The following is an 11822-nucleotide window of genomic DNA, read 5'->3' on the forward strand; positions in this document are numbered from 1 at the left end:
TTAACCCCGACCCGCGAGAGGGTCAAGGAAACGGCCGTTAATTCCTCTGGACGAAGCAGGCAGACAGGCCCGCGGATTTCAAACTGTTGCAGGCCTGGTTGGCCTCTTCGAGCGAGCCGTAGGGCCCAGCGAAGGCGCGGTAGACGATTCCCTTGCCCTTGTCGGTCAGGTCGACCCGCTTGACCACCGGTGCGCGGGAGCCGAGCACGCTGCCGTACTTGCCCTGAAGGACCCGGTAGGAGGCGTGAGCGCTATCCTCGGTCTGCTGCGAGGAGACCTGCACGACGTAGCTGCCGCCACCGCTGCTCGCGGGCGCAATTTGCGTCGGATTGGTCGCAGCCATCCGCTGCGGCGGCTCCGCAGCCGGCGCCGATTGCGGCGCCAGCGAGAGCGGCTGATTGGCACTGGCATTGGCCGAGGTCGGCGGCGTGCGCGGTGCAGCGGGTGCCGCAACGGGCTTCGGCGGAGCTGCCGGCTTCGCGACGGCGGCGGCTTGCGACGCCGTGGCGTCGGTCTGATCGCCCTTCACGGCCACGGTCCTGATCGCGCGCGGCGAATTGTTCGGCAGCGTGCCGTTGCTCGGATTCGGTCCCGCACTCGACAGCGGAATGCTGGAAGGCGACACGCTCGCGACCGGCGGCGGGTTCGCGTTCTGGTTCAGCGGCGGGAACACCACGCGGGGACCTCCCGCCTTGGCGTTGACGTCGACAGGCGCCTCCTCGCGCGGCACGATCTTCTCGGCGCCATCTCCGGTGACCATGCGGTCCGGCACCTTGGCTGAGGAGTCCGACGGTGCCGGCACGATTTTAGTCGGCGTGTTGTCGGCCTTGATGATCGGCGGCTCGCCGCTGCGGGGCGAGCCCACATAGGTCTTGTAGGCGAACGCAGCGCCGGTCCCGACCACGGCGAGCGCCAGGATCGCCGCCACGGTCATCATGCCGCCGCGCTGCTTCTTCGGCTCGTCGAGATCGGCCTCGGGATAGTCGCTCTGGAACGCGTAAGGATCGTCGGGATAGGCGGGATCGCGCTGGTAGTCCTGCTCGCCCGCCTCCAGCCGTCCGTAGAGCGCATCGTCGTAGCGCGCCGGATCGGGCTGCTGATAGGCTTGCTGCTGATAGGCTTGCTCTTGGTAAGCCTGATCGTGCTGCTGGTAGGCCTGATCCTGATAGGCAGGAGCTTGATAAGCAGGAGCTTGATAAGCAGGAGCTTGATAGGCCTGATCCGGATAGGCCTGCGGCTGACGAAAGTCAGGTTCGGGCTCGGGCGCAGTCGGCTGGGCTGAATACCGATGCAGTGGATGAACCGGGTTTACGGAAGCGGGATAGGCAGGCTCAGCTGGCGCCGTCTGCGGCTGCACATTGGCGCGCCGCATCCATGAGGGTGGCCCGGGCGGCGGCGGTGGGGCCTGCTCAGCATAGTCCTGCTGGTCATCGTCGTGGCGATAGTCGTCCTGGCGATAGCCGTCGTCCTGATAGCTCTGGGCAGGCGCAGGTGCTGCAGGCGGGTGCACGCCCGGCCGCCCTTGCGCTGCGAACGGATCGGTCTGCCCGATCAAGCGGGCAAGTTCGGCCAAGGGATCGCCGCCCCCATGCTGATCGCCACCGCGACCATAGTCATCGGAAGGAAACGGTCTGTCCTGATATCGTTCGGCCATCGTGATGATGCGTCCCTTCGGGAAAGCCGCGCGCCCCTCGACCAAGGCACGGCTTTCGACCCACAAGGCTTTCAACCAAGTCTAAGCGATCCGGCTTCTGCCGGTTACCCCCACAAATTCCCCTTAAGTAGTTCGCCCCAAACTACCGCATCTCGTCCGGAGCATGGACGCCGAGGATGGCGAGGCCCGATGCCAGGACAGAGACGACGCCCTGGACCATGGCCAGCCGCGCCTTCGTTAGATCTGCATCATTATTGATAATGAAGCGTAAATAGGGCAAATCGCGCCCCTTCGTCCAAAGTGCGTGAAATTCGCTCGCTAAGTCATAGAGATAGAAGGCAATTCGGTGCGGCTCGTGGGCGCTTGCTGCCGCTTCCAGCATGCGCGGAAAAATTGCGAGCCGCTTAAGAAGCTCGAGCTCAGCCGGGTCCGACAGCCGTTCCACCGCCGAGTCACCGAGCCAGGCGATGCGCTTTTCCGTTTCCTCCGGGAGTTCCGGGAACACCTCGGCCCGGGCGTTACGGAAGATCGAGTGGCCGCGGGCGTGGCCGTATTGCACGTAGAACACCGGGTTGTCGCGCGACTGTTCCATGACCTTGGCGAGGTCGAAGTCGAGCACCGCGTCGTTCTTGCGGTAGAGCATCATGAAGCGGACGGCGTCCTGGCCGACTTCATCCACCACCTCACGCAAGGTGACGAAGTCCCCGCTCCGCTTGGACATTTTCACCGGCTCGCCGTTACGCAGCAACTTCACGAGCTGGACGATCTTGACGTCGAGCGCCCCCTTGCCGGAGGTCGTCGCCTTCACCGCCGCCTGCATGCGCTTGATATAGCCGCCATGGTCGGCGCCCCAGACGTCGATCATCTCCGCAAAACCACGGTCGAACTTGTTCTTGTGGTAGGCGATGTCGGCGGCGAAGTAGGTGTAGGAATTATCCGACTTGATCAGCGGGCGATCGACGTCGTCGCCATAGGCGGTCGCCTTGAACAGCAACTGCTCGCGGTCTTCCCAATCCTCGGCCGGGGCCCCCTTTGGCGGCGGCAGACGGCCCTGGTAGATGTCGCCCTTGGCACGCAGGAAATCGATGGTCTCGGCGACCTTGTTGTTGCCGGCGTCCAGCAGCGAGCGCTCGGAGAAGAACACGTCGTGGCGGATGTTGAGCGCGGCAAGATCGTCCTTGATCTCGTCCATCATCATCGCGATCGCCTTGGCGCGTACCGCCGGCAGCCACGCGCCCTCGCTCATGGCGAGGAGCTTGTCGCCGTGCTCTTTGGCCAGCGCCTGCCCGACGGGCTTCAGATAGTCGCCGGGGTAAAGGCCTTCCGGAATCGCGCCGATGTCTTCGCCCAGCGCTTCGCGATATCTGAGGAACGCGGAGCGCGCGAGCACGTCAACCTGGGCACCGGCGTCGTTGATATAATATTCGCGGGTGACGTCACGGCCACCAAACTCGAGCAGGCTTGCCAGCGCGTCGCCGAACACGGCGCCGCGGCAATGGCCGACATGCATCGGCCCGGTCGGGTTGGCCGAGACGTATTCGACGTTGACCTTGGAGCCGCCGCGGACGCGGCCGTAATCGGCGCCCTCGCGCAGCACGGTCCGCAGTGCCTCGGCCCATGCGGCCGGCTTCAGCGTCAGGTTGATGAAGCCGGGACCGGCGACGTCGACCTTCGTGATCAGCGGGTCCGCGCGCAGCCGTTCGGCGATCTGCTCGGCGAGGTCGCGCGGCTTTGCCTTTGCCTCTTTCGCAAGCACCATGGCCGCGTTGGTCGCCATGTCGCCATGGGAGGCATCGCGCGGCGGCTCGACCACCACGCGCGAGAAATCGATGCCCTCAGGCCAGTTGGATTCCGCCGCGAGCGCGTGGCAGACGACGTGCACGCGCGCGAGCACGTCGGCGAACAAATGCAGGGATGAGGATGTCTCGGGCATGGGCGCCGCCTAACGCAAATCCGGGGTCGAGTCAAAGAGCCGCTGGTGCTCGGTCAGGGCGAAACGGTCGGTCATTCCGGCAATGAAATTGCCGATCCGCCGAGCCCGGTCGCCCTCGTTGTCCGCCTCCGCCCCGACCAGCCATTCCGGCGGCAGCTCGGCCGGCGATGTCAGGTATTTTGCGAACAGGTCGAACAGGATCTGTTCCGCCTCGCCCATCACCCGCATGACCCGCTTGTGGCGGTACATGTGCTGATAGAGAAAGCGCTTGATGGCGGCCTCCTCCTCGGCGACCGCGGCGGGGAACGCGATCAGTGCCCGGCTCTGCTGGCGCACGTCCTGCGCGGATTGCGGTTTCACGGCGGCAAGGTTTGTCTGCGCCTCGGCGAACACGGCACCGATCAAGTGTGAGATCAGCTCGCGCACCAGCTCGGCGCCGCGCCTGACGTCTTCGAGATCGGGATAATGCGCAGACGTCTCGGCGATGATCTCCGCGGTCAGCGGCATCACCTTGAGGTCGTCGAGGTGAAACAGGCCGGCGCGCAGGCCATCGTCGATGTCGTGGGCATCATAGGCGATGTCGTCGGCGATTGCGGCGACCTGTGCCTCCAGCGAGGCGAAACTCCACAATTCGAGATCGTAGGTCTTGATGTAGTCGGCGATGCCGACGGGAATGCCGTGCTCGCGATAACGCCCGACCGGCTCACCGCTGCGATCGGTCAGCGGGCCGTTGTGCTTGACGATGCCCTCCAGCGATTCCCAGGTCAGGTTGAGTCCGTCGAATTCGGGATAGCGGTGTTCCAGCGCGGCAACGACGCGGAGCGTCTGGGCGTTGTGGTCGAAGCCGCCGAAATCCTTCAGGCAGGCGTCCAGCGCCCGCTCGCCGGCGTGCCCGAACGGCGGATGGCCAAGATCGTGGGCGAGCGCCAGGGTTTCCGTGAGGTCCTCGTCCAGCCCGAGCTGCCGCGCCAGCGCCCGGGCGATCTGCGCCACCTCCAGCGAATGGGTCAGCCGGGTGCGGTAGTGATCGCCCTCGTGGAACACGAACACCTGGGTCTTGTACTTCAGCCGGCGGAACGCGGTGGAATGGATGACCCGGTCGCAATCCCGCCGGAACGGGCTGCGGGTCCGGCTCGGCGGTTCCGCGACCAACCGGCCGCGACTGCGTTCGGGATCGCAGGCATAGAGCGCGTGGGGGGCAGCCATTCCGACGGACACGGCGAATTTAGTCCCTATCCATTTGATTCTGCGTATGGTGGCACTTAACTATGCCGGACGCGGGATACCAACTGAATTGGGCAAGCGACCCTCAGGTGACTTTAGTGTGCCCGCGGGCCTATCGGAGACGAACGATGACGACTGACGTGACCATCAGTGACAAGGCCGCACGCCGGATTGGGGAGATCCTCAAGGGCGAAGGGTCTGGCGCGATGCTGCGGATCTCGGTCGAGGGCGGCGGCTGTTCCGGCTTCCAGTACAAGTTCGACATCGACCGTGCCCGCACCGACGACGATCTCGTGATCGAGCAGGACAATGCGGTAGTGCTGGTCGATTCCGCCTCGCAGCCGTTCCTGGCGGGGTCGCAGGTCGATTTCGTCGACGATCTGATCGGCGCCTCGTTCCGCGTCAACAATCCGAACGCCACGGCGTCCTGCGGCTGCGGGACCAGCTTCTCGATCTGACGTCGCCGGCTAAGCGCCGGTGATCTGCCTTTCCTCGTCCGTCCAGTCCGCCTCGAGCGGCATCTGCTCTGGCTGAAGCGGTGCGTCCTCCGACACCCATTGGCCGTCCAGCGCGCGCAGCAATGCAGCAACTAGCGCCGGCTTGCGCAGCGGTTTGGCGAGGAAGTCGGACATCCCCGCCTTGCGGCAGATCTTGACGTCCTCGGGAAAGGCATTGGCGGTCAGCGCGATGATCGGCAAGGCCGCGAAGCGTCCGCCCTCGGCGCGGATCGCGCGGGTCGCGGCAAGGCCGTCCATCTCGGGCATGCGCACGTCCATCAGCACGATATCGTAATCGCCTTCGGACACGGCCGCGACGGCCTCAACACCGTCGGTCACGACGCGCAACTCGACCTCGAAGGCACCGAGCATCTTGCTCACGACCATGCGGTTGACGGCGTCGTCCTCGGCGACCAGCACCTTCAGCGGTCGGTCGAGGCCCGCGATGCGCGCCTTGAGATCGTCGGCTTCCTCGCGGCCTGCGTCGTGATCGGACGTTTGCACCTGGCTCCACGGCAGCACCAGCGTGAAGCGGAAGGTCGAGCCTTCGCCCGGCGTCGAGGTGACGCCGATGGTGCCGCCCATCTGCTCGATGATGCGCCGGGAGATCGCAAGCCCAAGCCCGGTGCCGCCGAAGCGGCGGCTGATCGAGGCGTCGGCCTGGGCGAAGTCGGAGAAGAGCTGGCCGAGCTTCTCGGGGGCGATGCCGATACCGCTGTCGGTCACGCTCCATTCGACGGTGGCGAGCAGATCGCGGCGGGCCTGACAGACGGCCGTGATCGTGACTTCGCCTTCGTCGGTGAACTTCACCGCGTTGGAAGCGAGATTGAGCAGAACCTGGCGGATACGCGCGACATCACCGCGCAGCGTAGGCGGCAAGTTGGGATCGAACTCGACCCTGACCGCGAGCCCCTTGCTCTTGGCGCTCGCGCGCACGACGGTCGCCACTGCCTCGACCAGCGCCTGCGGCGCGAAGTCGATCACCTCGAACGCGAAGCGCCCGGCCTCGAGCTTGGAGAGGTCGAGGATGTCATTGAGGATGCGCTGGAGGTTGTCGCCGGATTCGCGGATCGACGTGACAACCTCGTGCTGCTCCGAGTCGAGCTTTGTCTCCAGCAGCATGCTGGCAAGCCCGAGCACGCCGTTCATCGGCGTGCGGATCTCGTGGCTCATGACCGCGAGGAAATCCGATTTGGCGCGGCTCTCGGCCTCAGCCTTTTCCGCGCGCCAGCGCTCGGTCACGTCACGGCCGAAGCCGCGATAGCCGAGGAATTGACCGTCGCGGTCGTAGGCCGGCTTCGCAGTGAGCGACCACAGCCGCGCCTCGCCGCCGGCGACGACCTTGAGGTTCATCTCGTGCAGCGGTTCGGCGTGCTCCATCAGGCCGACGACGTTGTAGGCCGCGCTCTTGTCTTCGGGGCACAGCATGTCGAGCACGTCGGCGAAATGCGCGCCCTTCAGCAGCGGCAGCGGCAGCTGTGCGACGGCGGCGAAGCGCTCGGGCACGTCGACCAGATGCCCCTCGGCGTCGGTCTGCCACAGCCAGTCGCTGGCATTCTCCTGAAAATCCTTCAGCAACAGCGAAATGATCTCGGTCTGCCGCTCGAGCTCGAGCTGGGCCTTGAGATTGCCGAGGAACAGATTGCCTTGCGAGACGATGTTGCGCGCCATGAAGAACGCGAACAGCAGCAGAAACACCGCGGTCACGAGATACGGCCCGGTGCCGCACAACAGCAGCGCCGCGACGCAGGCGATCGTCGTCGTCGCGAGATAGACCAGGCCCGCGCGCGGGAAGGTCGAGAGCGTGAAGGCACCGCCGGACATCATGCCGACCATCAGGCAGGCCAGGACGAGCTGGCTGGTCGGCTCGATGCGGCTGAACAGCGCGACTGGCAGCGTGCCCCAGATTGCGGCGAGGAAAAACGCCTGCCGCAACATCTGCCGCGCGGCGCGGGGCGAGGCTTCCTGCGGCGGGCTTTGGTGGGAGCGCCGCCACGCGCGCACCGCAAGCGAGGCGGCGGTCGCGAGGGTCATGCCCCAGATCGCGAGAAAGTCGTTCCAGCCACGGCCCCAGAACAGGACCAGCACGACCGCGACGTTGAGCATGGTGACGGCCATCGTCACCGGGATCAGCCGTATCACCGCGTCGATCTGCTTGGCGCGGATGCGGCTCAGCTCGCGCTCGCTGAGACCGGCGGTCAGGCCGTCCTCGATCTCGTAGCCGCCGAGCCAGTACAGGAACGCGCCGATCAACCCGTCGCGGGGCTCGGTTCGCTTCATGGATTTGGCCGGCCGTCCCATTCGAAAAACCTTTTCACGATCAATGGCCCAGGCCCGACTTAAGCCGGGTTAATTTTGTGGGAGATTTCGCAGCGTCCTTGACGGCCGCGTTTGCATTTTGTTCTAACCATGGCCCCTGCCCGGAGCCGCCAAGATGCCCATCAGAATAGCCACCTGGAACGTGAACTCGGTCCGGCAGCGGATCGACCTGCTGCTGACCTGGCTGAAGGAGTGCCAGCCGGACATCGTCTGCCTCCAGGAGATCAAATGCGTCGACGAGGCCTTTCCGCGGCTGGAGATCGAGGCGCTCGGCTACAACGTGGTCACCCACGGGCAGAAGACGTTCAACGGTGTCGCCCTGCTCTCGAAGCTCAGGTTCGACGAGACCAAATCGGGGCTTGCCGGCGACGACGAGGACGCCCATGCCCGCTTCCTCGAAGGCGTGGTGACGCTCAAGCGCGGCGTGCTGCGCATCGCCTGCCTCTATCTGCCCAATGGCAACCCGGTCGGGACCGAGAAATATCCCTACAAGCTCAAATGGATGTCGCGGCTTCTTGAGTATTCGAAGGAGCGCCTCAAGACCGAGGAGCCGCTGATCCTCGCAGGCGACTTCAACGTCATTCCGCATGCCCGGGACGTCCATAATCCCGCCGCCTGGACCGAGGACGCCCTGTTCAAGCCCGAGACGCGGGAGAGTTTTCAGTCCCTGCTCGGCCTCGGCCTGACCGATGCGCTTCGGGCCGTCACCGACGAGCCCGGGCTCTACACGTTCTGGGATTACCAGGCCGGCGCCTGGCAGAAGAACCATGGCCTGCGGATCGACCATCTGCTGCTGTCGCCACAGGCCAGCGACCGGCTCGCCAATGTCGGCATCGACAGCTATGTGCGCAGCTGGGAGAAGCCGTCGGACCACGTGCCGGTGTGGGCGGATCTCGATCTTGAGGCGGCGTGAGGCCGCCTCAACCACTTACTCCCGGCGGCCCTGCACCCACTGCTCCAGCATCTGCAGGCACATGGCGCGATCATCGTCGGAGGCCTTTGCGAAGGCGCGGTTGTAGTTTTCCTTGATCCAGATCTCGTCGCTGCCTGCGCTGTCGCGCGCCAGCGTCAGCCACATCAGGCCGCGCGCGGCCTGCCGCGGCAGGCGGTCGCCGTTGAACAGCATCTGGCCGAGCAGCGCCTGGGCTTCGTGCTGGCCCTTCTGCGCGGCAAGCCCAAGCCAGCGTGCGCCGTAGCGGAAATCCTCGCGCGAAGCGTCCGGTGTCTTCAGGTACAGGCGGGCGAGATCGTATTGCGCATCCGCATTGCCGAAATAGGACGCGGCATAGGAGAACATCTCCCGCGCCCGCTCCTGGTCCGGCTTGACCTTCGAATTCGGGATGCCGCTGAGATAATAGCGACCGAGCGCTACAAAGGCGTTGGCGACGATCTGCGCCTGCGGCGCCGACGGGCTGTCCTCGGCGTGCGCGTTGGCGATGCGGGTGAAATACTCGAACGCACGCACATCGTCCTGGGCGACGCCGTCGCCATTGGCGTACATGCGGCCGAGCTTCCACTGCGCGATGGGGTGGCCACCCTCCGCGGCATATTGCAGGGCGCTGAGCGAGGTTTCCTGGGGCACGACTGGCGGTACATTGCGCACCTTGCCTGCTGCGCCCGGCAAGGTCGTGACCACCGGGATGGTCGCATCCTTCTGGCTGACGGGTGCGCCGTCAAAGGCGAGCGCCGGCGCGGCCAGCGCAGTAGCCCCCAACACAAACGCAACGATGGTACGCCTAGATGTCCGCATAGCACTGTTTCTCGTGCGCGCCGCCCGGATGGGTCACTGCCCCACCGACCGCTGGTCCAACCTGCTGAGCATATTTCCAGAGCGCGCCCGTCGTGTGGTTAGTCGCGCGAGCGGTCCATTTGGTCTTGCGCTGGGCAAGCTCTTGGTCGCTCAATTTTACGTTAAGGGTACCGGCGACCGCGTCGATCTCGATGATATCGCCGTCCTCGAGCAGCCCGATCGGGCCGCCGATGGCGGCTTCCGGCCCGACATGGCCGATGCAGAAGCCGCGGGTGGCGCCGGAGAAGCGGCCGTCGGTGATGAGCGCGATCTTGCCGCCCATGCCCTGGCCGGTCAGCGCCGCGGTGGTCTGGAGCATTTCCCGCATGCCGGGACCGCCCTTGGGCCCCTCGTAGCGGATCACGATGACTTCGCCTTCGCGGTAGGTGCGCTTCTGGACGGCCTCGAAAGCATCCTCCTCACGGTCGAAGCACCTGGCCGGACCGGTGAACCTGAGGTTGGACATTCCCGCGACTTTCACGATCGCACCTTCTGGCGCCAGATTGCCCTTCAGACCAACCACACCGCCGGTGACGGTGATGGGTTTGTCTGCCGGGTGCACCACGTCCTGGTGCGGATTCCACTTCACGCTTTTGAGGTTTTCGGCGATCGTTCGACCGGTGACGGTCATGCAGTCACCGTGGAGAAATCCGTTGTCGAGCAGCGTCTTCATCAGAAGCGGTATGCCACCTACTTCAAACATGTCTTTGGCGACATAACGGCCGCCTGGCTTCAAATCCGCGACGTACGGTGTCTTTTTGAAGATTTCGGCGACGTCGAACAGGTCGAACTTGATGCCGCACTCGTGCGCGATTGCCGGCAGGTGCAGCGCAGCATTGGTTGAGCCACCCGACGCGGCGACGACGGCGGCGGCATTCTCCAGCGCCTTGAGGGTGACGATGTCGCGCGGCCGGATGTTTTGGGCGATCAGCTCCATGACCTGCTCGCCCGCGGTCATGCAGAAGGCGTCGCGAATTTCATAGGGTGCCGGAGCACCGGCCGAGTACGGCAGCGCCAGGCCGATCGCCTCGGAGACCGTCGCCATCGTGTTGGCTGTGAACTGGGCGCCGCAGGCACCCGCCGAAGGGCACGCCACGCGCTCGATCTCGTCGAGATCCTCGTCCGACATCGCACCGACCGAGTGCTTGCCGACGGCTTCGAACATGTCCTGCACGGTGACTTGCTGGCCCCGGAAATTGCCGGGCAGGATCGAGCCGCCATAGATGAAGATCGAGGGCACGTTGAGGCGGACCATCGCCATCATCATGCCCGGCAGCGACTTGTCGCAGCCGGCCAGGCCAACGAGGGCGTCATAGGCGTGGCCGCGGATCGTCAGTTCGACGGAATCGGCGATGCATTCGCGCGACGGCAGCGAGGAGCGCATGCCGTCATGGCCCATGGCGATGCCGTCGGTCACGGTGATGGTGCAGAATTCCCGCGGCGTGCCGCCGGCGGATGCGACGCCCTTCTTAACCGCCTGCGCCTGGCGCATCAGGGAGATGTTGCAGGGCGCGGCCTCATTCCAGCACGAGGCGACGCCGACGAAGGGCTGGTGGATCTGGTCGGTGGTCAGACCCATGGCGTAGAGGTAGGACCGATGGGGCGCGCGCGCAGGGCCTTCCGTCACGTGACGGCTCGGCAGCCTCTGCTTGATGTTGCTCTTCGCGTCCATCGCCAACCAGTTTCCCCGGCCAACCCTTTCAGACCCGAAAAATCAGAGCCAAGATTTTAATCGACCTTTTGAATCGACCTTGGGGATTTCCCGTCGCCTTCCAGGACCACCGCTGCCGCTAAAACATTCGAGTGATTTTATTCATGTCCGGGTGTGGCCAAAAAGCGGCGTCGATGCGAACGGACAGAGATGATGGTTAAATCCGTGACAGGTGTTGCACGGACGGCACAATCGTGGCCGGCAGGACACGATTGGAGCTTACTGCGATACCCCCGGCAGGAGGACAATCCGCAACTTCAGGCTTCAAGTACGTGCCTGCGCCGCAACTTCGGCGCGACGACGAGGCGCAGCCAGGGTGAGTCGCCGCCTTCATCATCTCCCCGCGCGTGCCCTACGCGCTGCAAAGGCCTCTGCGCTACGCACCGGAGACGCAAGGGTGGCGTGTGGCGCGCACTCTCTCAAAGCGTCTTTGCGAACTGAGCGAAGCAATCCAGAATCTTCCCGCGGCGGCAGACTGGATTGCTTCGCTGCACTCGCAATGACGGAGCATGAGGCAGTAGCGCCACTCTTCCAGCTCGCATCTTGAATTGTAGACACGCCTTCGCAGCCTCGCGACGCATTTCGCCCGAGCTTTGCTTCGTCACTCCACCCTCAAAGCCAAGAGGGCGCAGGGAAGGCCGGGTGCCGGCTGGCACCCGCGGTCCGCTGCGCGAAAGCACACGCAGGAAAACCGC

General features: G+C 64.9%; 8 protein-coding genes. 2 read left to right on the forward strand and 6 right to left on the reverse strand.

From position 1 onward, the window contains the following. Positions 1-37: 37 nt before the first annotated feature. The 3 genes from AC0L3J_RS26225 to AC0L3J_RS26235 all read right to left on the reverse strand — a co-directional run bounded on the left by AC0L3J_RS26225 (position 38) and on the right by AC0L3J_RS26235 (position 4805). Complete coding sequence (locus tag AC0L3J_RS26225; protein ID WP_473348806.1) at positions 38-1654, reverse strand: SPOR domain-containing protein; 1617 nt, start codon at positions 1652-1654, stop codon at positions 38-40. Positions 1655-1796: 142 nt separating this feature from the next. Next, positions 1797-3587, reverse strand: coding sequence for an arginine--tRNA ligase (gene argS / locus AC0L3J_RS26230; RefSeq protein ID WP_473348800.1), 1791 nt, complete (start codon positions 3585-3587; stop codon positions 1797-1799). Between the two features lie 9 nt (positions 3588-3596). Then, positions 3597-4805, reverse strand: coding sequence for a deoxyguanosinetriphosphate triphosphohydrolase (locus AC0L3J_RS26235; protein ID WP_473348801.1), 1209 nt, complete (start codon positions 4803-4805; stop codon positions 3597-3599). A gap of 134 nt (positions 4806-4939) precedes the next feature. Here AC0L3J_RS26235 and erpA point away from each other — a divergent pair, with 134 nt between their 5' ends. Beyond that, the gene (gene erpA / locus AC0L3J_RS26240) at positions 4940-5269 is read left to right on the forward strand and encodes an iron-sulfur cluster insertion protein ErpA (protein ID WP_007610737.1); all 330 of its coding nucleotides are present in this window, start codon (positions 4940-4942) and stop codon (positions 5267-5269) included. Positions 5270-5278: 9 nt separating this feature from the next. On the opposite strand, the gene AC0L3J_RS26245 is transcribed toward erpA, so the two are convergent. Next, on the reverse strand, positions 5279-7609 hold the full coding sequence (locus tag AC0L3J_RS26245) for a hybrid sensor histidine kinase/response regulator (RefSeq protein WP_473348802.1): 2331 nt from the start codon (positions 7607-7609) through the stop codon (positions 5279-5281). 133 nt (positions 7610-7742) lie between these two features. Between AC0L3J_RS26245 and xth the strand changes: the two genes are divergently transcribed. Continuing rightward, positions 7743-8540, forward strand: coding sequence for an exodeoxyribonuclease III (gene xth / locus AC0L3J_RS26250; protein ID WP_247462342.1), 798 nt, complete (start codon positions 7743-7745; stop codon positions 8538-8540). A 15-nt stretch (positions 8541-8555) separates the two neighbouring features. Here xth and AC0L3J_RS26255 read toward each other — a convergent pair whose 3' ends face one another. Next, positions 8556-9377 carry a tetratricopeptide repeat protein gene (locus AC0L3J_RS26255; protein WP_456764191.1) on the reverse strand — a complete coding sequence of 274 codons (822 nt, stop codon included), beginning with the start codon at positions 9375-9377 and terminating at the stop codon, positions 8556-8558. Then, on the reverse strand, positions 9364-11088 hold the full coding sequence (ilvD, locus tag AC0L3J_RS26260) for a dihydroxy-acid dehydratase (protein WP_247289703.1): 1725 nt from the start codon (positions 11086-11088) through the stop codon (positions 9364-9366). The genes AC0L3J_RS26255 and ilvD overlap by 14 nt, the downstream gene beginning before the upstream one ends. Positions 11089-11822: the final 734 nt, after the last annotated feature.

The organism is Bradyrhizobium sp. Kon37 (assembly GCF_055807535.1).